General features: G+C 37.1%; 21 protein-coding genes and 1 other annotated feature. Of the genes, 20 read left to right on the top strand and 1 reads right to left on the bottom strand.

Annotated elements, in window-relative coordinates:
* Positions 1-32: 32 nt before the first annotated feature.
* The 20 genes from HMPREF0631_RS04775 (at position 33) to HMPREF0631_RS04680 (ending at position 21,185) form a co-directional block, all read left to right on the top strand.
* On the top strand, positions 33-1,436 hold the full coding sequence (locus HMPREF0631_RS04775) for a UDP-N-acetylmuramoyl-tripeptide--D-alanyl-D-alanine ligase (RefSeq protein ID WP_002843733.1): 1,404 nt from the start codon (positions 33-35) through the stop codon (positions 1,434-1,436).
* Between the two features lie 3 nt (positions 1,437-1,439).
* Positions 1,440-2,405 (top strand): phospho-N-acetylmuramoyl-pentapeptide-transferase, encoded by a 966-nt coding sequence (mraY, locus tag HMPREF0631_RS04770; protein WP_002843721.1) that lies wholly within the window; start codon positions 1,440-1,442, stop codon positions 2,403-2,405.
* A 312-nt stretch (positions 2,406-2,717) separates the two neighbouring features.
* Positions 2,718-3,005 (top strand): hypothetical protein, encoded by a 288-nt coding sequence (locus HMPREF0631_RS04765; RefSeq protein WP_002843754.1) that lies wholly within the window; start codon positions 2,718-2,720, stop codon positions 3,003-3,005.
* A gap of 275 nt (positions 3,006-3,280) precedes the next feature.
* Positions 3,281-4,654 carry a UDP-N-acetylmuramoyl-L-alanine--D-glutamate ligase gene (gene murD, locus HMPREF0631_RS04760; protein WP_002843841.1) on the top strand — a complete coding sequence of 458 codons (1,374 nt, stop codon included), beginning with the start codon at positions 3,281-3,283 and terminating at the stop codon, positions 4,652-4,654.
* 44 nt (positions 4,655-4,698) lie between these two features.
* A complete protein-coding gene (gene murG, locus HMPREF0631_RS04755; protein ID WP_002843750.1) occupies positions 4,699-5,802 on the top strand; it encodes an undecaprenyldiphospho-muramoylpentapeptide beta-N-acetylglucosaminyltransferase in 1,104 nt (367 codons plus the stop codon).
* 209 nt (positions 5,803-6,011) lie between these two features.
* Positions 6,012-7,166, top strand: coding sequence for a cell division protein FtsZ (gene ftsZ / locus HMPREF0631_RS04750; protein ID WP_002843760.1), 1,155 nt, complete (start codon positions 6,012-6,014; stop codon positions 7,164-7,166).
* Between the two features lie 152 nt (positions 7,167-7,318).
* Complete coding sequence (gene nrdR, locus HMPREF0631_RS04745) at positions 7,319-7,798, top strand: transcriptional regulator NrdR (protein WP_002843806.1); 480 nt, start codon at positions 7,319-7,321, stop codon at positions 7,796-7,798.
* Complete coding sequence (gene pgeF, locus HMPREF0631_RS04740) at positions 7,782-8,594, top strand: peptidoglycan editing factor PgeF (RefSeq protein ID WP_002843720.1); 813 nt, start codon at positions 7,782-7,784, stop codon at positions 8,592-8,594. Before nrdR ends, pgeF begins: the two co-directional genes overlap by 17 nt.
* Positions 8,595-8,610: 16 nt before the next feature.
* Positions 8,611-9,306: a response regulator gene (locus tag HMPREF0631_RS04735; protein ID WP_002843814.1), complete on the top strand. Its 696-nt coding sequence runs from the start codon at positions 8,611-8,613 to the stop codon at positions 9,304-9,306.
* Positions 9,307-9,367: 61 nt separating this feature from the next.
* On the top strand, positions 9,368-10,675 hold the full coding sequence (locus HMPREF0631_RS04730) for a sensor histidine kinase (RefSeq protein WP_002843781.1): 1,308 nt from the start codon (positions 9,368-9,370) through the stop codon (positions 10,673-10,675).
* 116 nt (positions 10,676-10,791) lie between these two features.
* The gene (der, locus tag HMPREF0631_RS04725) at positions 10,792-12,111 is read left to right on the top strand and encodes a ribosome biogenesis GTPase Der (RefSeq protein ID WP_002843744.1); all 1,320 of its coding nucleotides are present in this window, start codon (positions 10,792-10,794) and stop codon (positions 12,109-12,111) included.
* A gap of 15 nt (positions 12,112-12,126) precedes the next feature.
* A complete protein-coding gene (gene plsY, locus HMPREF0631_RS04720; protein ID WP_002843728.1) occupies positions 12,127-12,735 on the top strand; it encodes a glycerol-3-phosphate 1-O-acyltransferase PlsY in 609 nt (202 codons plus the stop codon).
* A gap of 109 nt (positions 12,736-12,844) precedes the next feature.
* On the top strand, positions 12,845-13,855 hold the full coding sequence (locus tag HMPREF0631_RS04715) for an NAD(P)H-dependent glycerol-3-phosphate dehydrogenase (protein ID WP_002843802.1): 1,011 nt from the start codon (positions 12,845-12,847) through the stop codon (positions 13,853-13,855).
* Positions 13,856-13,959: 104 nt separating this feature from the next.
* On the top strand, positions 13,960-14,661 hold the full coding sequence (locus HMPREF0631_RS04710; RefSeq protein ID WP_002843801.1) for a YggS family pyridoxal phosphate-dependent enzyme: 702 nt from the start codon (positions 13,960-13,962) through the stop codon (positions 14,659-14,661).
* A 79-nt stretch (positions 14,662-14,740) separates the two neighbouring features.
* Entirely contained in the window at positions 14,741-15,241 is a 501-nt protein-coding gene (locus tag HMPREF0631_RS04705; protein WP_002843826.1) for a cell division protein SepF, read from the top strand.
* Between the two features lie 9 nt (positions 15,242-15,250).
* Entirely contained in the window at positions 15,251-15,508 is a 258-nt protein-coding gene (locus HMPREF0631_RS04700; RefSeq protein WP_002844826.1) for a YggT family protein, read from the top strand.
* Positions 15,509-15,516: 8 nt separating this feature from the next.
* Entirely contained in the window at positions 15,517-16,299 is a 783-nt protein-coding gene (locus tag HMPREF0631_RS04695; protein ID WP_002843832.1) for a YlmH family RNA-binding protein, read from the top strand.
* Positions 16,300-16,386: 87 nt separating this feature from the next.
* Positions 16,387-17,034 (top strand): DivIVA domain-containing protein, encoded by a 648-nt coding sequence (locus tag HMPREF0631_RS04690; RefSeq protein WP_002843797.1) that lies wholly within the window; start codon positions 16,387-16,389, stop codon positions 17,032-17,034.
* A gap of 88 nt (positions 17,035-17,122) precedes the next feature.
* Positions 17,123-17,344 (top strand) — a binding site (T-box leader).
* 93 nt (positions 17,345-17,437) lie between these two features.
* Entirely contained in the window at positions 17,438-20,563 is a 3,126-nt protein-coding gene (gene ileS / locus HMPREF0631_RS04685; RefSeq protein WP_002843762.1) for an isoleucine--tRNA ligase, read from the top strand.
* Positions 20,564-20,696: 133 nt separating this feature from the next.
* On the top strand, positions 20,697-21,185 hold the full coding sequence (locus HMPREF0631_RS04680) for an N-acetyltransferase (RefSeq protein WP_002843804.1): 489 nt from the start codon (positions 20,697-20,699) through the stop codon (positions 21,183-21,185).
* Positions 21,186-21,202: 17 nt separating this feature from the next.
* On the opposite strand, the gene HMPREF0631_RS04675 is transcribed toward HMPREF0631_RS04680, so the two are convergent.
* On the bottom strand, positions 21,203-21,667 hold the full coding sequence (locus HMPREF0631_RS04675; RefSeq protein WP_002843770.1) for a low molecular weight protein-tyrosine-phosphatase: 465 nt from the start codon (positions 21,665-21,667) through the stop codon (positions 21,203-21,205).
* Between the last annotated feature and the right edge of the window lie 295 nt (positions 21,668-21,962).

Here is a 21,962-nt window from a genome sequence, read left to right as displayed (position 1 = left end):
TAGGAAGTAATATATTTAGATGGAGGCAAGAAATGATTAGCTTAAAAATCAAAGAAGTGCTAGAAGCTACAAGGGGTCAAAAGTCAAATGGAAGATTAGTCATAGGAGACCTTGAGGCTAGTCTTAGTTCTATTGTTATAGACAGTAGACAGGCTGGACCGGATACTATGTTTATAGCCATTATAGGTGAGAATACTGATGGACACAAGTATATCAAGTCTGCCTATGATCTTGGTTGCAGGACTTTTATGGTTAGTCAAGAATTGGATATTTTAGACCAGCTAGATGGATCTAGTATAGTTTGTGTGGACAATACTGAACTAGCTATGGGACAACTTGCAAAATACTATAAGAATAAGTTTGACATACCAGTTGTCGGTATAACAGGTAGTGTAGGTAAGACTACAACTAGGGACATGGTATATGCTGTTGTGTCAAACAAGTTTAGGACTTTAAAAAATGAGAAGAACTTAAACAATCAGTTTGGAGTTCCACTTACAATTTTCAACCTAGATAGTTCATATGAGTGTGCGGTTATTGAAATGGGTATGTCAGGTTTTGGTGAAATAGACTACCTAGCTGATATAGTGAGACCAGACATAGCTGTTATATCTAATATAGGTACATCACACATAGAACATCTAGGATCTCAAGAGGGCATATTCAAGGCCAAGATGGAGATAAGTGACTATTTCTCTGAGGATAGTTGCCTGATTGTAAATGGAGACGATGAATACCTATCCAAGCTAAGGGCTGAAAAAGACGCTATTAGCTACTCACTTTGTAGCTTTGGTAAGGATTGGAAAAATACAATAGTCCTTAAGTCTATTGAAAATCTTGACAACAAGACTAACTTTGTAGTCAAGCTTGAAGATAAGGAAGAGGAGTTCTCTATACCTACCGTTGGAGAACACAATGTATACAATGCCATGTCAGCTATCTTGGTTGGCCTAAGACTAGGTATGAACATTGATGAGATCAGACAGGGTCTTATGAATTTTGTTGCCACTGGTGATAGGCAAAATATTATAAATACTGGTAAGTACCTTGTCATAAATGATGTATACAATGCAAGCCCAGATTCTATGATAGCTTCTCTAAAGGTACTTGCCTTAAATAAGGACAGGAGAAAGGTAGCTATCTTGGGAGACTGTCTTGAGATGGGAGACTATGAAGAAGAAGGCCACAGGAGGGTCGGCCTACAGTCAGTCAGAAGGTCTGACGTTATAATAACTCAGGGAAAGGCTGCTAGGTTTATAGGTATTGAGGCTCAGGAACATGGATTTGACCTAAGCAATATATACCATTTTGATACAAAAAAAGAGTTGATAGAAGATTTGAAAAACATACTTGAAGATCAGGATGCTATACTTGTCAAAGCATCTAGAGGGATGGCTTTTGAAGATATAGTCAACTATTTGAAGGAGGCAAAATAGTAAATGATTGGATTTAGAAGTATAGCAATTACTGTATTGATGTCATATATACTAGTTATGGTTATGGGACCTTTCTTGATACCAGTATTGCACAAGATGAAATTTGGACAGACTGTAAGAGATGATGGCCCCCAGTCCCACCTAAAGAAGAATGGAACACCAACAATGGGTGGAGTCATGTTTATGGTTGCTATTACAGCGGTTACATTGTTGAGAGCGGGCATTAATGCCAATGTTTTGATGGCGCTCTTGTGTATGCTAGGATTTGGTCTAATAGGTCTGATGGATGACCTTGTGAAGATCAAGATGACTAGGTCTCTAGGACTGACAGCCAAGCAGAAAATTCTATTACAGGTGATTCTTGCCTTTGCTGTTTCATACTACCAGTATAAGGTCGTAGGAGATGGTAGTCAGTTTATTGTTCCATTTGTCCAGGCTGAGATAAATATAGGTATTGCCTATATTCCATTTATGATGATAGTAGTCCTAGGTACTGTAAATGCAGTTAACCTAACAGACGGACTAGATGGACTAGCATCTGGTATAACAGCAATAGTTGCATTGTTCTTTACAATATTTGCCTTTATAGTTGTGCAGAATGTAGAGATAAGCCAATTTGCAGCTGCAACTCTTGGAGCCTGTATAGGTTTTATGTGGTTCAATGTCAACCCAGCCAAGGTATTTATGGGAGATACTGGTTCTATGGCACTTGGTGGTGCAGTTACAGCCTTTGCCCTATTTACCAATTCAGCCCTACTGATACCGATAGTTGGAGGCATATACTTTGCTGAGGCCCTATCAGTTATAATACAGGTACTTTATTTCAAGAAGACAAGAAAGAGAGTATTCAAGATGGCACCACTTCACCACCACTATGAACAGTGCGGTTGGCCAGAGACTAAGGTTGTATTTATATTTTGGTTGGTGGCAGCCCTACTTGCTATAATCGGAGTAGTGGCCATGTTTTAATGGATCTATAAGATAGAGTGTAGAAGGTTTAGTAAAAATCATAGATGATGTTAATAATAAAATACCTATAAATATTCGGATTAGAGGATTTTCCCCTAGTCCGTTTTTTGTATTTTAATGAATATTATTGACTAGTTATAGTTAGAATGTTATCATGAAGACAATAAAAGGAAATAATATGAATATTTGACATAATGATTTGAAAAACTTTATTGAAGTTAGGAGAAGTTTGGTATCGACTTATCTAAAGTTATGATAAAACATTGCTCAATTCCAGAAAATGAGGAAGAAAGTCTATTTTCTGAGGTTTATATGATTCGTGCAATAATTTGTGGAGATTTATGTGGTATTCCAAAGTATCAGGAAGAATTTTATTTTGGTGCTTATGATAATGATGATGAACCCTTATTTCCAATATGTGATGAGTTGAATATTAATGTTTCAGATGAGGAAAATTTGTTTGAAGAGATAGGTGGAATGCTAATTTCTTTTTCACACCCTTTACCATTTTTTGCCTTAAAGGATGAGGAAAAGGTTGATGAAAAATACAAACAGTGGTTTTGTGGAGAATGTTTCATAAAAGCTATTATAAAAAAATAAACTAGTGGCAAATATCAGTGTGTAGTATTAACAATCCTTCAAAATATATAGAATATTTATTAGTATTGGTTTTACTATAAGATATTGCCTCATGATCAGGAAGCATCCTTTGATTACGTAGATATACTAATGGGAATGCTCGTTATAGATTAGTTAGTAGATATTTTTAGTACTTGCATTAATGTTAATTTCCCTTATTTATATTTTTTTGTGATATAATATACTTTGAATGATTGTTTTTATAACAAAAATGTATATAGATAGAGGTGTTTTATATGTTCGAAAATAAAAAAATACTTGTTGTCGGCATGGCTAGGTCTGGTCTAGCTGCAGCAAGATACCTTCTAAGGCAGGGTGCTGTCCTAGTTGTCAATGACTCAAAGTCTGAAGAGGACTTAAAGGGTATATGTCAAGAATTAGAGTCTATGGGTGATGTTAGATTTATACTTGGACGAAATCCTAATACTGATGAAGTACAAGATATTGATATGGCAGTGGTATCTCCGGGAGTACCCCTAGACCTTGATTATATCATGGCCATTAAAAATAATAGAAAAAAGGTTATAAGTGAGATAGAGCTTGCCTACCAAGCAGGACTTAAAAAGAATATTAGGTTTGTAGGCATAACCGGAACAAATGGTAAGACTACTACAACTTCGTTAGTAGGTGAGATATTTAAGGCCCAGGGTGTTGAGACTTATGTAGTAGGTAATATAGGCAATCCAGCTATAGAGGCAGTTGAAATGGCTGGAGATGGTGCTGTCCTTGTAACAGAACTATCTTCCTTCCAGCTTGAGAGCATAGATATGTTTTCTCCTACAGCATCTACAGTTCTTAACCTTACAGAGGACCATTTGAATAGGCACCACACAATGGAGAACTATGCTAAGGCCAAGGCGAGAATATTTGAGAACCAGGTTGATGATACTGTCTGTATACTGAACTATGACGATCCTATTACAAGGTCCATGGCAGAGGATTGTCATGCTGATGTTGTATTTTTCTCAAGAAAAGACAAGTTTGAAAGAGGAATCTACCTAGATGACGATAATAACATAATTGTCAACAATGAAATAGAAGAAATTGCCCTTTTAAAGGCAGATGAATTAAGCCTACCAGGTGGCCACAACCTAGAAAACTGTATGGCTGCCATTGGTTTGACCCTAGCCCTAGGAGTAGAAATAGAAGTGCTAGTCAAAGTCCTAAAGACCTTCAAGGCTGTAGAGCATAGGTTGGAGTATGTGGACACTGTTAAGGGTGTAAAATACGTCAACGACTCAAAGGGAACTAATCCAGACTCAACTATCAAGGCAGTCCAATCCTACAAAGACCCAATAATCCTAATAGCTGGTGGTTATGACAAGGGTAGTGACTTTAACGAACTCTTTGAGATAGCAAAAGACTATGTAAGGTCAGTTGTTATACTAGGTCAGACTGGAGATTTGATAGAAGAGACAGCAAGAAAGCATGGTTTTACCGACCTTTACAGGGTTAATGACCTAAAAGAAGCAGTTGAAAAATCAGCCCAAATTGCCAAGGAAAAAGATATAGTACTCCTATCTCCTGCTTGTGCTAGCTGGGGCATGTACAACAACTATGAAGAAAGAGGTAGGGAGTTCAAAAAACTAGTAGCTGACCTAGAAAAGTAATTTTGTTTAAAGGGTCTATTAGGATAAGATGAAAAGAGGAATTTATGAGAGTGATATTATCAGGTGGTGGAACTGGTGGTCATGTATATCCAGCCATAGCCATTGCAAATAAAATAAAAGAGAATAATCCGGACGCAGAGATTCTCTTTGTGGGTACTAAAGAAGGCATAGAGTCTGAAATAGTACCAAAGTACGGATATGACATTGAATATATAAGAGTAAAAGGATTTAAGAGAAAGATAGATTTTGAAAACGTAAAAAGAGTCCTAATGTTTATAAAATCCCTGTCTGACTCAAAAAGAATAATTAAAAAGTTTAAGCCTGACATGGTAATCGGTACAGGAGGCTATGTAAGTGGATCTGTTGTACTTAGGGCAAGCAAGATGGGAATCAAGACTTGTATCCATGAGCAGAATTCTTTTCCAGGCATGACAAATAAGATGTTGTCTAAAAATGTGGATTTTGTCATGACTAGTTTCGAGGATTCTCATAAGAGGTTTGCTGAGGGAGTCAGGGGCAAGCTTAGGCTTACAGGTAACCCAGTCAGAGATGATATATTGACTACCAAAAAAGAAGATGCCAGAAAAAAACTTGGAATAGATACAGACAAGAGGATGGTCCTAGTGTCTGGTGGTAGTGGGGGTTCAGAGGAAATCAATGACGCCCTAAAGTTAGCCCTACCAAAGATGGTAGAAGATAAAATAGCCTTTATGGTAGCCACAGGCAGGACCTACTATGACAAATTTATGGCTGACTATGGCCACTTAAAGCTAGGTCAAGACCAGAAGATAGTACCATACCTAGATGATATGGCCAACAACCTGGTTGCAGCTGACCTTACTATAGGTAGTGCAGGCGCTATATCCCTTGCTGAGATAACAGCAGTGGGTATACCGGCTATAATAGTACCAAAGGCTTATACAGCAGAGAACCACCAAGAGTACAATGCCAAGAGTTTGGAGGCTGCTGGAGCGGGAATATGTATAACTGAAAAAGAACTAAATCCAGAGTCACTTGACAGGGCTATATTCTCCTTAATAAATGATGGTGATAGGTTGGCATCCATGTCAAAGGCTTCAAAGGAATTTGGAAAGCCAGATGCTCTTGAAAAAATTTACAAACACGTTGAAGATGAGCTAAATAAATAAAAAGTTTTAAAAAAGCCTTGCAATTACACGTGCATATAGGCTATTATATAGTAGATAGAATATCTTTATATTTCAACTGGAAAGTTTTCATTATCCCCAAGAGCGGGAGGACTAAGGTCAAAAACTTTTTACTTAGGAGAGATACTATTTATTAAATTGATAAGTTAAAATGAATTAGACATAATACATAAGCGAATGGGGGTTTACAAATGTTGAACTTTGTTGAAGAGCAGACTGGTGCTGCTAAAATTAAAGTTATCGGAGTAGGTGGCGGCGGTAATAATGCTGTCAACGTAATGATTAACTCTGGTGTTAGAGGAGTAGAATATGTAGCTGTAAATACAGATAAGCAGGCCCTAGAGTCATCTAAGGCTGATCATATATTACAGATAGGTGAAAAATTAACTAAGGGTTTGGGAGCTGGTGCTAATCCTGACAAGGGTAAGAAGGCAGCTGAAGAATCTGCAGATGAAATCAAGAAAGAATTAGAAGGAACAGACATGGTATTTATCACTGCTGGTATGGGTGGTGGTACAGGTACAGGTGCTGCTCCAGTAGTTGCCCAGATAGCCAAGAGTGTAGGAGCCTTAACAGTAGCGGTAGTTACTAAGCCATTCTCATTTGAAGGTAGGGTAAGGATGAACAAGGCTGAAGAAGGTATAGCAGAGCTAAGAAAGAATGTTGATACATTAATCACTATACCAAATGACAAGATTCTTCAGATAATAGAAAAGAGAACAAGTATTACAGATGCCCTTTCAAAGGCAGATGATATATTAAAGCAGGGTATCCAGTCTATATCAGGACTAATCTCAGAAGCAGCCCTAATCAACCTAGACTTCGCAGACGTTGAAGCCATCATGAAGGACCAGGGACTTGCTCATATGGGTATGGGTACAGCTTCAGGAGAAGATAGGGCTATTGCTGCAGCTAAGCAGGCTATTGAGTCTCCACTTCTTGAGACTACAATAGATGGAGCTAAGGGAGTTCTTATCAACGTTACAGGTGGTAAAGACCTTGGTCTACTTGAAGTCAGTGAAGCGACTGATATCATAAGACAGAAGTGCGATCCGGATGCAATGATTATATTCGGTGCTGCTACAAGAGAAGACTTTGGTGATGAAATAGTGATCACAGTTGTTGCTACTGGCCTACAGGACAATGCTGATGATTTATTTACATCTCCACAGCTTAGAAGACAGGCACAGCCAGTTACACCAAAGTATAACGAAATACCAAGGGCAACTGAACAGCCTAAGCCAGCACCAGCACCAGAAAAGACATTTACAAATAGTTTCGATGAGCCTGTAACTGCTGGTGATGATGATATGGTGATACCTACATTTTTAAGAAGAAAAAAATAATAAATAATATCTAAGAATAAAGGCTCAGCTTATGGTTGAGCCTATTTTTATAAAAACGACCCCTTATAAATATAACTTATAATTGAGGGTGCAGATACTTTGTATTTTTGAGGGACTAGTTAAAAACCACTAGTATCCAGAAGGGAGAAAATATGCTTTGTCCTTATTGTGAACATAAAGAGTCTAAAGTGCTAGACTCAAGGCACATAGACAGCGGTTCTATAAGACGTCGTCGTGAATGTGAAAAATGCAAGAAAAGATTTACAACATATGAAAAAATTGAAATGATACCTGTTATGGTAATCAAAAAGGATGGCAGAAGAGAGTCATTCGATAGAGATAAGATAAAATTTGGATTAATTAGGTCATGTGAAAAAAGACCTGTATCCGTTGCCACAATAGAGAACCTAGTGGATTCAATTGAGACTGAAATAAATAAGATGTTTCTTGATGAGATAGAGTCACAGAAGATAGGAGAAATGGTGATGGAGAGGCTAAAAGAAGTCGATGAGGTAGCCTATGTTAGGTTTGCATCTGTATATAGGCAGTTTAAGGACTTAAATACCTTTGTCAATGAGCTAGAAAATATCCTTAAGGAAAGAGGAGATAGGTTTGGTGGAGAAGACGAATAAAAAAGTGATTGATGTCGATAAAGTTAAGAGGCTCTTGTCAAACAATAAATTAGAAGAAGCCTTATTAAGTGATATAGACATTTGTGATAACTGCATAGTCTTAAAGAATAATAATTTTAGGTTGACCTATACACTTTCATCAATAGATGCCAAGTCTTCAGATGACATAGGTCAACTGGCTGACCAGGTCGGTATAAACAATTCTAGGATAGTATCTAACCATCAGATACATTCAAACCTTGTCAGAAAAATTGACGAAAGCACTAGAACTGATATCCAAGATGCAGATGCTATGACTAGCAATATTGAAGATACTGGTCTTATAATATATACGGCCGATTGCGTTCCAGTAGTATTGATAGACCCTATTAACAAGGCTGTAGCGGCTATTCATGCCGGATGGAGGGGTACTTATGGTTCTATAGTTGAAGAGTCAATTTCGATGATGGAAAAAGAATATAAGACTGAACCGGGCGACCTACATGCCTATATAGGTCCCTTTATAGGACTAGGCAATTTTGAGGTAGGGGATGACCTATACTACAAGTTTGAAGAGTTTATGAAAGAAAAGTCTATACCTATGTCTGATTGGCAGACTGCATATGACAAGATAGGTTCTAGTTACCATCTAGATCTTGGTAGGATTAACGAACTTTTAATGCTTGCTTTGGGAGTCAAATCAGAAAATATAAACAAGCTGAATATATGTACTGTAGAAAATTCAGACCTATTTTATTCATATAGGGCTCATAACAAAACAGACAAGAGAATAGGTACAATTATAGAGATACTTTAATGCTAGGAGGGGAAATTTGGATAGAATATTAATAATAGATGATGAAGAACATATATTAGAACTTCTAGACTTTAACCTTAGCCTGGAGGGATATGAAGTTATAACCACTATGTCAAGTCTTGACGGTCTAGATATAATCAAGCAAGACAAGCCTGACCTAGTTTTACTAGACTGGATGTTGCCCAAGATGAGTGGTATAGAGCTTTTGAATATTATTAGAAGTGATGAAGACTATGACGACATAGCAGTTATAATGTTGACTGCCAAGAACATGGAAGAAGACAAACTAGAGGGACTTACCATAGGGGCGGATGACTATGTGACCAAGCCCTTTAGTATCAAGGAGTTGTCTGCTAGGGTCAAGAATATCCTAAAGAGATATAATAAGCAAGATTCTAACAACAAAACCAACAAGATAGGTTCAAACAAGTTAAAAGCTGGAGATTTGATCTTGGAACTTGATAGGCACGAGGTATATTTAAGAGACAGGTTGATAGACCTAACTGTCAAGGAATATGGGATACTCAAGCTACTACTTGAGAACAAGGGTAGAGTAATATCCAGAGAATATATTCTTGAAAAGATATGGGGCTATGATTATTTTGGAGAGACTAGAACTGTGGATGTCCATATTCGTTATCTTAGAAAAAAACTAGGAGAAGATGAAAATTTTATCGACACTATCCGTGGGCTTGGCTACAAAATAAAATAAGTTTTTATGGGGTAGTAAACTAGATTTATTATCCTATTTTTATTGAAGTGAAAGGGAAAAAATGAAAACAACACTATACTTGATAGCTATCCTTTTAGTGGCTTCTTGGACTGCAATATTATTTATGTACAAGAATTTCATGGAGGTTAGGATGTTTACAAAGACCATGATGAAGTTTACAAATAGGGTTAGGAACAAGGATTTTAAGGCTAGGATGGATATACCAAAATCTAGGTACACCAATAGGCTGGCAAAGAACCTAAATAGGATGGCAAAGATGATAGATAGGTATTTCAATGAGGTTCAGAGTAAGAATGACCAGTTGGATGCTATCATCAAGTCTGTTACAAACGGAATACTTGTCGTGGACATAAACAAGAAGATATATCTTGCAAACAAAGAAGCAAAATTACTCTTAGGTTGTGATTCACAAGCTATTGTAGAGGGTGAATATGTAATCGACGTTATACGAGATGGGGGACTAAAGGACTTTTTGGTGTATAATATAGGTATAAACTACTCTATAACCAAGGAGTTAAAGGTTGAAGGAAACAGGATATATAGGGTCAAGATAGATCCAGTCAGAATGCAGGATATAGACAACCTGAGCATATCTACTGTTGTAAATATTGAAGATGTGACTGAGATGAGGAAGCTTGAAAATGTAAGACGAGACTTTGCAGCCAATGTGAGTCATGAATTAAAGACCCCTCTTACTTCCATACAGGGATTTGTTGAGACATTAAAGAGTAAGGATGAGGATATCAGCCCAGAGGTTAGAAAAAGATTTTTAGATATTATAGAGAATGAGTCTAGGAGGCTTACAATATTGATAAATGATATACTCTTGATATCGTCAATAGAGGGTCAAGTCGAGCTCACTAAAGAAGAGTTTTCCATTAGGGAAGTTAGTGAGTATGTCGGCGACCTATTAAATGAAAAGGCTGAGCGTTACTCAGTGTCAGTTAATTTTGACTACTCAAATATAGACGACCTAATCTATACTCAAAAGGAGTACTTCAAGGACCTCTTGATAAACCTAGTGACCAATGGAATCAAGTACAATCAAAAGGGCGGCAAGGTAGAAATAAAGTATAGGCAAGATTCTACAAGGCTTGTGCTTGAAATAGAGGACAATGGAATAGGTATAGACAAGGATGACCTAGATAGGATCTTTGAAAGGTTTTATAGGGTGTCTAGGTCTAGGTCCCAAAATATTGAGGGTACTGGACTAGGACTGGCTATAGTCAAGCATATAGTCAGGTCATTGGATGCAAAGATTTTTGTAGAGTCTGAGCTGGGATTAGGCACCAAATTTACGATAGAGTTTGACCTTGTAAAAATAAGAAAAAGACAAGAGGAAGAATAAGTCAAGATAAAATTTTTGTCAAATATGGCTAATTTTAACATATTTGATAGAATATAATGTATAATAGTATATTGTGGTAAAGAGCGTATATTTATATAAGAAAAGGAAGTGAAAATATGGATAATAGACCGATAGTAGCAATAGTTGGTAGACCTAATGTTGGAAAGTCTACCTTATTCAATAAATTGACAGGAACGAAGATATCGATAGTAGAGGACACTCCAGGTGTCACAAGGGATAGAATATTTGGTGAAGTAGAGTGGTTAAACAAGTACTTTACAATAATAGACACTGGTGGTATAGAACCTGAATCTGATGATATAATCATATCTCAGATGAGAAACCAGGCTATGCTAGCAGTCGATATGGCCCACGTAATCCTATTTGTAGTAGATGGTAAGGGCGGTCTTACTGCTGCTGACAGGGAGGTTGCAGACATACTTAGAAAGACTAACAAGCCAGTATTACTAGTTGTCAACAAGATTGACTCTAAGAGCCAGTGGGACAATGTATATGACTTTTACGAACTCGGACTTGATGTGCCATTTGCTGTATCAGGAGCCAATGCAATAGGTCTTGGTGACTTGCTAGATGAAATCGTAAAGAATTTCCCAGATGGTTTAAATACTGAATACGATGAAGATGTGATAAAGGTAGCCATAACTGGTAAGCCAAATGCAGGTAAATCTTCAATCTTAAATAATATCCTAGGTGAGGAAAGGGTAATAGTATCTCCAATAGCAGGAACTACAAGAGATGCAATAGACACATACTTTGAGCAGGGAGACAACAAGTTCCTCCTAATAGATACTGCAGGTATCAGGAGACGTTCAAAGGTATATGAAAATGTAGAGCGGTTCTCTGTAATCAGGTCTATGTCAGCTGTAGATAGGGCTGATGTAGTACTTATAGTAATAGATGCCACTGAGGGTGTTACTGAACAGGACACCAAGATAGCCGGTATTGCCCATGATGAAGGGAAGGCATGTATATTCGTAGTCAACAAGTGGGACCTAGTAGAAAAGGACAACAAGACTATGGGTAATTACAAGATGAGTATTAGGGAGAAGTTCCCATTCATGGCCTATGCCCCTATAGTATTTGTTTCAGCTGTAACTAACCAGAGAATAGCAAAAATACTAGAGACTGTTGTATATGTATCATCTGAGCAGAATAAGAGGGTATCTACATCAGTTCTTAACCAGGTAATAGCAGAGGCTGTTATGCTTAACCAGCCACCATCTGACAAGGGTAGAAGACTAAAGATATACTACGGTACTCAGACAGGAGTAAAACCGCCTACATTTACCCTATTTATAAATGACAAGGAGCTTACTCACTTCTCATATACAAGATATATTGAGAATAGGATGAGAGAAAACTTTGGATATGAGGGTACTTCAATTAGAATTGAGTATAAACAAAAAAGAAGATAGTTGGGAGAATTTACAATGCTAGTATATATTTTAATTGTTATTTTGTCTTATTTGCTAGGTAATATATCAAGTTCATATATTATTAGCAAGTATGTATTTGACAGTGATATAAGAACCAAGGGGTCAAAAAATCCAGGCACTACAAATGCTCTTAGGGTATTTGGTTTCAAGGCAGGACTCCTGACTTTTTTTGGTGACTATTTCAAAGGTACTATAGCTGTATTAATTGCCTACTTCATGGCTGGCTACTTTAGGGTAGACATTGATTTATGTAGGTATTTGGCAGCTCTTAGTGTGGTGCTAGGTCATTGTTGGCCAGTATTTCTAAAGTTTAGAGGTGGTAAGGGTGTTGCTACTACTTATGGAGCCATGCTTGCTATCTCACCCCTATCAACACTGTTTGCAATGCTGTTTTTTGTAATACTAGTTTCGATTACTAGGTATGTATCAGTGGGTTCAATATTTGGAGTCCTATTATTTGCAATACTGATGTATATTAGGGCAGACCTATTAGGGGTATGGTTCTGTATATTATTCTTTGTTTTGGTAATATATAGGCATAGGGAGAATATAAAAAGGCTGATTAGGGGAGAAGAAAATAAATTAAATTTCTCAAGAAAATAAATAATAGATTAAGAAAATAATTTAGGGTTGTAGATACTTTTATATATTAAGAGATATTTACAGCCTTTTACATTAGAGATAGGAAAAAGTCCTAGAAAAGGAGGTAATTATGAGTAAAGTATGTATATTAGGTGCAGGAAGTTGGGGTTGTGCCCTAGCCATGGTTCTGGATAGCAATGGTTACGAACCCCTTCTATGGGCTAGGAGAAAGGACCAGGCTGACGAAATAAATGATAGGCACACTAATTCTAAATATTTGCCTGAGGTCGTTTTATCTGAAACTATTAAAGCAAGTTCTGATATAGAAATAGCTATAAAGGATTCAGAGATGATTGTTCTTGCCGTTCCATCACAACAGGTGAGGAGCCTATGCATGTCTATAAAAAATATTGTAAATCCTGAACAGATTATTGTTAATGTAGCCAAGGGGATTGAGCACACAAGCGGTATGAGGATATCTCAAATAGTTGAAGAGATAATACCGGGGGCTAAGTACTGTATGCTTTCTGGTCCATCTCATGCTGAAGAGGTTGCTAAAAATATACCTACAGCACTTGTAGCTGCATCTAAAGATATAAACATATCTCAAAAGGTTCAAGACTATTTTATGAATAAGTTTATAAGAATATATACCAACTCAGACCTGATAGGGGTTGAGCTTGCAGGAGCATCAAAGAATATCATAGCTTTTGGGGCTGGTATCCTTGATGGTCTTGATTTTGGTGACAATTCAAAGGCTGCCATGATGACTAGGGGCCTTACTGAAATATCTAGGTTCGGAGTTAGTCTTGGAGCGGACTTATCAACTTTTTCTGGACTATCTGGTATAGGAGACCTTATAGTTACCTGTACATCTATGCACTCTAGAAATAGGAGGGCTGGTATCTTGATAGGTCAAGGCTATAGTCTTGAAGAGACTCAGGAAAAAATCCAGATGGTGGTAGAAGGTATAGTTGCTACTGAAGCCATCTACAAAAAAGCCAAGGAATTGGACATAGAGATGCCGATTACAGAATGCATATATAAGGTCATAAAGGGTGAAATCGACCCTAAAAGTGGTGTTACTGACCTGATGACTAGGTCAAAGAAGCACGAAAACGAAACAATTTTTAAATTATAATAACAAATTTCAATTTAAACGGTACAAGACCTAGACTTTTTGATATAATATACTATATGTAATATTTTGCTCATTTTCATATGAGACTAAAGGAGGGTGGACTGATGGATAGTTTAAAAGACAATTTAGAAAGAGTAAGAGCCTCTATTAATCAAGTTGCGCTCTCATCTAATAGAGATCCAAAATCCATATTACTGCTAGGTGTAACTAAGACAGTTGATGTTGATGTAGTTGAATCTGCTATAGAATTGGGTGTCGAAGAAGTTGGGGAGAACAAACCCCAGGAACTAGCGAGAAAATACGATATTATCAAGGATAGGGTGAAGTGGCATCAAATAGGGTCACTCCAGACCAACAAGGTTAAATATATCATTGACAAGGTTGAACTTATACATTCTCTTGATAGGGTAAGGTTGGCTGACGAGATAAATCTCAGGGCTGACAGGATAGATAGGGATATAAAATGTCTTGTACAGGTCAATATGTCAGGCGAAGAATCAAAGCATGGCCTAAGACCTAGTGATGTTGAAGACTTTGTAAGGTACTGCTCCAGCAATTGTCCAAGGATTAGGATAGTTGGTATGATGACAATGGCAGCAGCTGATGCGGATGAAAAAGGTGTCAGAGCTTGTTTTAGGGGGCTAAGAGACCTATCTCAAAGCATAGATCGTTTAGGATTGGATAATGTGAAGATGAAAGAGTTATCAATGGGAATGAGTGGTGACTACAAGATTGCGATTGAAGAAGGTTCTACAATAGTAAGAGTGGGAACTAGCATATTTGGTAAAAGAGATTACAGCAAGTAAATATAAACTTTAAATTTAAGAAGAAAATAAAAATAAGAATCTAAATAAAATGTTGAATAGATGTTACAGGAGGTATATTATGGCAGGCTTAAAGGATAGAATGGGGAAGTTGAGAAACTGGATGGTAATAGACGAGGATAATTCAGAAGAAGAATACGATGCATATGAAGAGTATGAAGATGGATATGATGAATATGATGAATCTGAAGAAGAATTCGAAGATGGCAGTGAACAGGACTTTCCTTATAGTACAGGTATAGGAGCAAACAGGGTACCTGAATACAGCCATAACCAGATGAAGGTAGTTATTGTTGAACCTAAGGTATACGATGATGCTGCACTTATAGCAGACCACCTAAAGCTTAGAAAGACAGTAATAGTTAATTTAGAAAGTATGACTCAGCAGTCAATTAAAAAGTCTATTTTTGACTTTATGAATGGGGCTGTGTATGTGCTTGACGGAAGTATACAGAGAGTATCAAAGTCTATATTTATACTAGCGCCAAAGAATGTAGATGTTGATGCTAGCATAAAGAAAGAATTAGAGAGCAAGGCAATTTTCCCTTGGCAGAATAAGTAGGAGTAAGATATGGAAACAATTAAGATAGCTTTAGTTTACCTTATGGAGTTCATTTCTTGGGCTATTATCATCAAGGCTTTACTCTCTTGGTTTCCGGGTTCGATAGGATACAAGTTGTATGGATTTTTAGAAGATATAACATCTCCAGTTGAAGAACCTATTAGGAGGGTTATTTCTAGGTTTAATACAGGAACTATTGATTTTACACCATTAGTTGCTATATTGTTACTTGGATTTATAAAAAGAATGATATATATGTTCTTGTAGGTGCTAATATGGACAAGCTAAAGCTTACAAATCATATAAAGGATGAAGAACTAAAGGTAAAAATGTATAGAGTAATCGACTCATGTAATAGTGTTTTGAAGTCGCATTCAATAAGGTCAACAGAGTTTTTAAATCCATATGAAGTAAAAAACGCTGTTGCTATATTGAATACTGAGCCTGACTTGAAGTACAAGTTAGAAGGTGGTTATGATGGGGCTATCAGGTCTGTGATGCTGATATCCCAATACTACTGTGACTTAAGTGAAGAATCAAGTATCAGGTGTTTTCAGGTTAGCGGCAACTTCAAATTCAAGTCTGTGTCTCATAGGGATTACCTAGGGTCAATTTTGGGGCTAGGAATCAAAAGAGAAAAGTTGGGAGACATCCTAGTACATGAAGATTATTGCCAGATAATAGTTAGTTCCGATATGGGTGATTATGTTCTATATAATCTTGAGAAGGTTGCTAGGAATAGGGTCACTGTAAAAGAGATAGGGATTTGTGATATTATTCCAGTAGAAGATGAATTCGATATAAAGAATATCAGTGTGGCATCATTAAGGCTTGATGGTATTATTGCAGGAGTATTTAACTTATCTAGGCAGGAGGCATCTAAGTTTATAGGTGCTGAGTATGTAAGTGTCGATTATGAAAAAATAGACAATCCATCTAAACAAGTCGAAGAAAAGTCGGTTATCTCAGTTAGAAAATGTGGGAAGTTTGTCTTGGATGAGATTGGTGGTGTCAGTAAAAAAGGTAAAACCAGGCTAAAGATAAAGGTATTTAAATAATTCTATACAGTGTATAGATAAGAAGACATAAATGGATCTATGTGTCTATCTTATGTGTATATTTTATAAAGATAGGGAGAGGGACTAATGATTACACCAGAAATTATAGAATCAAAAGAATTTAAAAAGGGATTTAGGGGCTATAATGAAGCTGAAGTTGATATATTTTTAGATGAGATCAGAGAAGATTTTGAAGCGACTCTAAAAGAAAATGAATCTTTAAAGGAAAAGCTATCTATGTATAAGGACCAGGTTGGTAAGTACTCAAGCATTGAGGAGACTCTAAAAGAGACTCTTATAACAGCCCAGTCAGCTGCAGAAGATACTACAAATGCCGCTAATAAAAAAGCTAGAGTTATAGTTCAGGAAGCTGAATTACAGTCTAAGCAGATGATAGACAAGGCCAACAACAAGGTTGTTGAGATAAGAAACGAATACGAATCACTAGTAAAGGAATTTAAGGTATTCAGAAACAAGTTCAAATCACTTTTAGAAGATGAAATGAAGAATGTTGATGATATATTTAATGATGTTGAAACAGATAGAGAAAGCTTTAATCAGGTAAATTCTCCAGTTTCATATGAAAATTCAGGCACAATGAGAATGTCTGTTTTAGAGGATGTACAGGAAGAAGAAGACAAGACTATATCTATGGCAGCAATAGATGAAGAGATAGTCACAGCAGAAGACCTAAAAGAAAAAGGATCACCTGAAGATATATTTAATATAAAGTAATTTTCTGAAGATTTATTTTATTTTCTACAAAAAAGTATTGACCTTTTTTATGAAGTGCAATATAATGATTAACATAGTAATTGAAGAACACAATGCATTGATGAAGACAGTAGGACTAGAATAGTTTTTAGCGAGTCGGGTATGGTGGGAGCCGATAAATGATGTCTAGTTTGAAAATCACTTCTGAGCAGAAGGCTGAAAATGGAGTATATCCATTACTAGGTCGACCGTCTAGTCACGATATAGACTAATTGAGAGTCCAGGATTTTCCTGGGAACTTGGGTGGTAACGCGATTTTCTCGTCCCTTGCATATGCATAGGACGAGTTTTTTATTTGCAATTATACTATTACTCGTTACACCAAAAAATAAATTTAGAGTATTAAAATATAAGGAGGAAAACTATGGAAAAGAAGAATGTTTTTGAACCATTACTTGACTGTACTGTTGCAGAGGCAGAAGAAGTAACTCTTAAAAGATGGACAGAAGACAGGATACTTGACAAGGTATTAGAGAAGGGTAAAAATGACCCAACATATGTATTTTTTGAAGGACCACCAACAGCCAATGGTAACCCTGGTATCCACCACGTTATATCTAGAACATTAAAGGACTGGGTATGTCGTTACAAAACAATGAGTGGCTACAAGGTTCCTAGAAAGGCTGGTTGGGATACTCATGGTCTACCAGTTGAGCTACAGGTAGAAAAACAGTTAGGCCTATCAGATAAGAAGGCTATAGAAGATTACGGTGTAGAAGATTTCTGTCAGAAGTGTAGAGACTCTGTATTCTCTTACGAAAGAGAATGGAGAAAGATGACAGAGAGAATGGCATATTCAGTTGACCTAGATGACCCATACATCACTCTAGACAACAACTATATAGAAACACTTTGGTGGATACTAGACAAGTTCAACAAGGAAGGACTACTATACGAGGGTCATAAGATCCTACCATACTGTCCTAGATGTGGAACAGGTCTTGCATCACACGAAGTTGCCCAGGGATACAAGGAAATCAAGTCAAACACACTTGTTGCCAAGTTCAAGAAGAAGGGTACAGAAAACGAGTACTTCCTAGCTTGGACAACAACTCCTTGGACTCTACCATCAAACGTAGCCCTTACTGTTAATGCAGAAGTAGACTATGTAAAAGTTCAGGTTGAAGATGAAGTATACTATCTTGCAAAAGACCTACTTGACAAGCACCTAGGAGATAAGGAATACACTGTTCTTGAAACTCTAAAGGGTAAGGACCTAGAATACCAGGAATACGAACAGTTGATGCCGTTTGTAAATGTAGAAGAAAAGGCGTTTTTCGTTACTTGTGGCGAATATGTAACTACAACTGATGGTACTGGTATAGTACACTCAGCACCAGCCTTTGGTGAAGACGACTACAATATGGGTAGAAAATACTCACTTCCATTTGTACAGCCTGTTGACTCAGAAGGTAAGTTCACTACAACTCCTTGGGAAGGTAAGTTTGTAATGGAAGAAGGCCTAGATGTTGAAATCATCAAGTGGCTTGCAGCAGAGAACAAGCTATTCTCTAAGATAAAGGTAGAACACAACTATCCACACTGCTGGAGATGTGGTACACCTCTTGTATACTACGCCAACCCAGGCTGGTATATAGAAATGACTAAGTTAAAAGACAAGCTAATAGAAAATAACAACGGTGTAAACTGGTATCCAGAATTCGTCGGTCAGGGAAGATTTGGTAACTGGCTAGAAGAACTAAAGGACTGGGCTATATCAAGAACTAGATATTGGGGAACTCCACTGCCAGTATGGAAGTGTGAAGACTGTGGTTGCAAGACTACAGTAGGATCTAGACAGGAACTAGCTGAATTAGCTATTGAAGATGTTGATCCAGAAACAATAGAACTACACAGACCTTACATAGATGAAGTACACCTTAAGTGCCCAGATTGTGGCAAGCCAATGACTAGGGTTCCAGAAGTTATAGACTGCTGGTTTGACTCAGGAGCAATGCCTTTCGCTCAGTGGCATTATCCGTTTGAGCACAAGGAAGACTTTGACCAGTTATTCCCAGCTGACTATATCTGTGAGGGTATAGACCAGACTAGAGGATGGTTCTACTCATTACTTGCTGTATCTACATTCGTAACAGGCAAGGCTCCATATAAGAACGTCCTAGTAACTGACCTAGTCCTAGACAAGAACGGTAAGAAGATGTCCAAGTCAAAGGGTAACACAATCAACCCATTTGAAATGTTTGACAAGTACGGTGTAGATGCCCTAAGATGGTACCTACTATACGTATCACCACCATGGACACCAATCAGGTTTGACGAAGACGGCCTAAAGGAAATAGTATCTAAGTTTGTTGGTACCCTAAAGAACACATACACATTCTTTACACTATATGCCAACACAGATGGCATCCATCCAAACGACTTCTTTGTAGACTACAAGGATAGACCAGAACTAGACAGATGGATCCTATCTAAGTTCAACAACCTAAAGGCAGAAGTAGAAGAAAACCTTGAAATATTTGAAGTCAACAAGACTATAAGAAGAATGACTGAATTCCTAAATGATGACCTATCTAACTGGTACATCAGAAGGTCAAGAAGAAGATTCTGGGGAACAGAACTTACTCAGGACAAGAAGTCAGTATACAATACAACATACGAAGTCCTAACAGAATTCTGTAAGTTGATAGCTCCATTTGCACCATACCTATCAGAAGAAATGTATAGGAACTTGACTGGAGAATACTCAGTACACTGTGCTGATTACCCAAGAGCAAATAAGGACCTTATAGACCTTGACCTTGAAAAGAAGATGGACCTATCTAGAGACCTAGTGACACTTGGTAGAGCAGCTAGAGAAAACTCTAAGATCAAGGTAAGACAGCCAATAGCTGAAGTATTGATAGATGGCAAGTTTGAAGAGCTACTAGGAGACCTAGTTGAGCTAATCAAGGAAGAACTAAACGTTAAGAAGGTTCACTTTGTACAGGACCTAGGAGTATACATGAACTTCAACCTAAAGCCAAACTTCAAGGTACTTGGACCAAAGCTAGGAAAGAATGTAAACGAATTTGGTAAGGTACTAAGAGGTCTAGAGGCCCATGAAGTAGTAGCCAAGCTTGAAGCAGGTGAGTCAATGACAGTTGAAGTTGCAGGAGCAGACTTTGAATTTACTAAGGAAGAAGTCCTAGTTAATATAGAGTCTAAGCCAGGCTTTAACGTAGCTATGGAAAACAACCTATTCGCTATCCTTGATACAACTCTTACAGATGACCTAGTAAAGGAAGGTCTTGCAAGAGAGTTTATCTCTAAGGTACAGCAGATGAGAAAGGCAAGTGGATTTGAAGTTCTTGACAATATCAATATCTACTTTAATGGAGATGACGAGGTTGCAGGAGCAGTAGCAGACTTTGAGGACTATATCAAGTCTGAGACACTTTCAGTAGCTATATCTAGGGTTGAAGATGCAGACCTAGAAAACCAGAACCTAAATGACCACGAAACAGGTATGAAGGTTGAGAGAGTATAGTCTTTAAGAGTGTATGCCTTGACATAAGTTAATAATTTTGTCCCCTTAAATCATTGTATTTGAGGGGACTTTTTATTTGTTTTACATTATGATATAATAATGTTTAATATTAAAAATATGAGGGGGATAATCTATGATTACAAAAGCTACAATGGCAGACCTATCGAGTATAATGGATATTTATTCTTATGCAAGAGAATTTATGAAGACCAACTCAAATCCTCACCAGTGGGGAGATAATAGGCCCAGCAAGAAAAGGATAGTAGAAGATGTAACCAGTGGCAACTCCTATGTGATAATGGAAAATGAAAAGGTGTGTGGAGTCTTTGTATTTATAGTTGGAGAAGACCCTACCTACAAGGTGATTGAAGACGGAAGATGGCCTAATGAAGCAAAATATGGGACTATACACAGGATAGCCTCAAATGGGAAGGTCAAGGGAGTATTCAATAAGTGCATAGAGTATTGTAGTAGTAAATGTGATAATATAAGAATAGACACCCATAAGGATAATAAGATTATGATTAATCTAATAGAAAAAGCAGGTTTTGAGAGATGTGGTACAATCTATGTAGATGATGGTACACCTAGGATTGCCTACCAAAAGACAAATCCCAGGTAGATTTTTTCTTATTTATCCTACAATTCTCTTTTGATTTTTTCCATCAATATGTTGCAACATTCATGGATATCATCATAGGTATCATCAAAGTTACCTGTATACCAAGGGTCAGCTATATCCCTTGGATGATCTGTCAAATCCATAAACTTGATTACCTTTTCTGGGTCATAGCTACCGAATTCATCAACTATATAGTTCATATTGTTTTGGTCCATAGTGAATATATAGTCAAATTCCTCAAAGTCGGACTTCTTAAGTTTAGTTGAGTAGATACCCTCAGTAGATATTCCAAACTCAGCCAGCTTGTCCCTAGTAGCATAGTATACAGGTTCACCGATAGATTCATATGATGTTGCAGCTGAATCTATAAAGATCCTGTCAGACAGCCCTTCCTCCTTGACCATATGGCGAAATAAGGCCTCAGCCATAGTAGACCTACATATATTACCGTGACATACAAACATTATTTTGATTTTATTCATATTATTCTCCTTTTTTTATTTGCATCCTATTACAAGGGAGACCTACAGTCTTTTGTAATATCTGAACCATTGTTTATATTTTTATCGAATATATCATTAAGGAATATTTTCCCTTTTCCATATTCTCAGTTTATATTATACCTTAAATTTAACGACCTTACTACTATTTGCTTGATTTTAGGAGGCTGATGGATTAAGAGCAGTATAGTAATTGGGGGATAATTGTAATAAAAAGTCCATAAAAACTTGATTCTCTCTTATATTGTCATACGATTGTTATTTTGAAAAGGGGCAA

The sequence above is a fragment of the Peptostreptococcus anaerobius 653-L genome (assembly GCF_000178095.1).
GTDB classification, from domain to species: Bacteria; Bacillota; Clostridia; order Peptostreptococcales; family Peptostreptococcaceae; genus Peptostreptococcus; species Peptostreptococcus anaerobius.
This window is presented reverse-complemented; position numbering and strand designations above follow the sequence as displayed.

Bases quoted from the DNA above. Each gene is read 5' to 3' on its own strand.
- HMPREF0631_RS04705 (WP_002843826.1), top strand. From the start codon at position 14,741: ATGGCAGGCTTAAAGGATAGAATGGGGAAGTTGAGAAACTGGATGGTA.
- HMPREF0631_RS04710 (WP_002843801.1), top strand. From the start codon at position 13,960: ATGGATAGTTTAAAAGACAATTTAGAAAGAGTAAGAGCCTCTATTAAT.
- mraY (WP_002843721.1), top strand. From the start codon at position 1,440: ATGATTGGATTTAGAAGTATAGCAATTACTGTATTGATGTCATATATA.
- plsY (WP_002843728.1), top strand. From the start codon at position 12,127: ATGCTAGTATATATTTTAATTGTTATTTTGTCTTATTTGCTAGGTAAT.
- murG (WP_002843750.1), top strand. From the start codon at position 4,699: ATGAGAGTGATATTATCAGGTGGTGGAACTGGTGGTCATGTATATCCA.
- ftsZ (WP_002843760.1), top strand. From the start codon at position 6,012: ATGTTGAACTTTGTTGAAGAGCAGACTGGTGCTGCTAAAATTAAAGTT.
- ileS (WP_002843762.1), top strand. From the start codon at position 17,438: ATGGAAAAGAAGAATGTTTTTGAACCATTACTTGACTGTACTGTTGCA.
- HMPREF0631_RS04730 (WP_002843781.1), top strand. From the start codon at position 9,368: ATGAAAACAACACTATACTTGATAGCTATCCTTTTAGTGGCTTCTTGG.
- HMPREF0631_RS04775 (WP_002843733.1), top strand. From the start codon at position 33: ATGATTAGCTTAAAAATCAAAGAAGTGCTAGAAGCTACAAGGGGTCAA.
- murD (WP_002843841.1), top strand. From the start codon at position 3,281: ATGTTCGAAAATAAAAAAATACTTGTTGTCGGCATGGCTAGGTCTGGT.
- HMPREF0631_RS04765 (WP_002843754.1), top strand. From the start codon at position 2,718: ATGATTCGTGCAATAATTTGTGGAGATTTATGTGGTATTCCAAAGTAT.
- HMPREF0631_RS04680 (WP_002843804.1), top strand. From the start codon at position 20,697: ATGATTACAAAAGCTACAATGGCAGACCTATCGAGTATAATGGATATT.
- HMPREF0631_RS04690 (WP_002843797.1), top strand. From the start codon at position 16,387: ATGATTACACCAGAAATTATAGAATCAAAAGAATTTAAAAAGGGATTT.
- HMPREF0631_RS04715 (WP_002843802.1), top strand. From the start codon at position 12,845: ATGAGTAAAGTATGTATATTAGGTGCAGGAAGTTGGGGTTGTGCCCTA.
- HMPREF0631_RS04675 (WP_002843770.1), bottom strand. From the start codon at position 21,667: ATGAATAAAATCAAAATAATGTTTGTATGTCACGGTAATATATGTAGG.
- der (WP_002843744.1), top strand. From the start codon at position 10,792: ATGGATAATAGACCGATAGTAGCAATAGTTGGTAGACCTAATGTTGGA.
- nrdR (WP_002843806.1), top strand. From the start codon at position 7,319: ATGCTTTGTCCTTATTGTGAACATAAAGAGTCTAAAGTGCTAGACTCA.
- HMPREF0631_RS04700 (WP_002844826.1), top strand. From the start codon at position 15,251: ATGGAAACAATTAAGATAGCTTTAGTTTACCTTATGGAGTTCATTTCT.
- HMPREF0631_RS04695 (WP_002843832.1), top strand. From the start codon at position 15,517: ATGGACAAGCTAAAGCTTACAAATCATATAAAGGATGAAGAACTAAAG.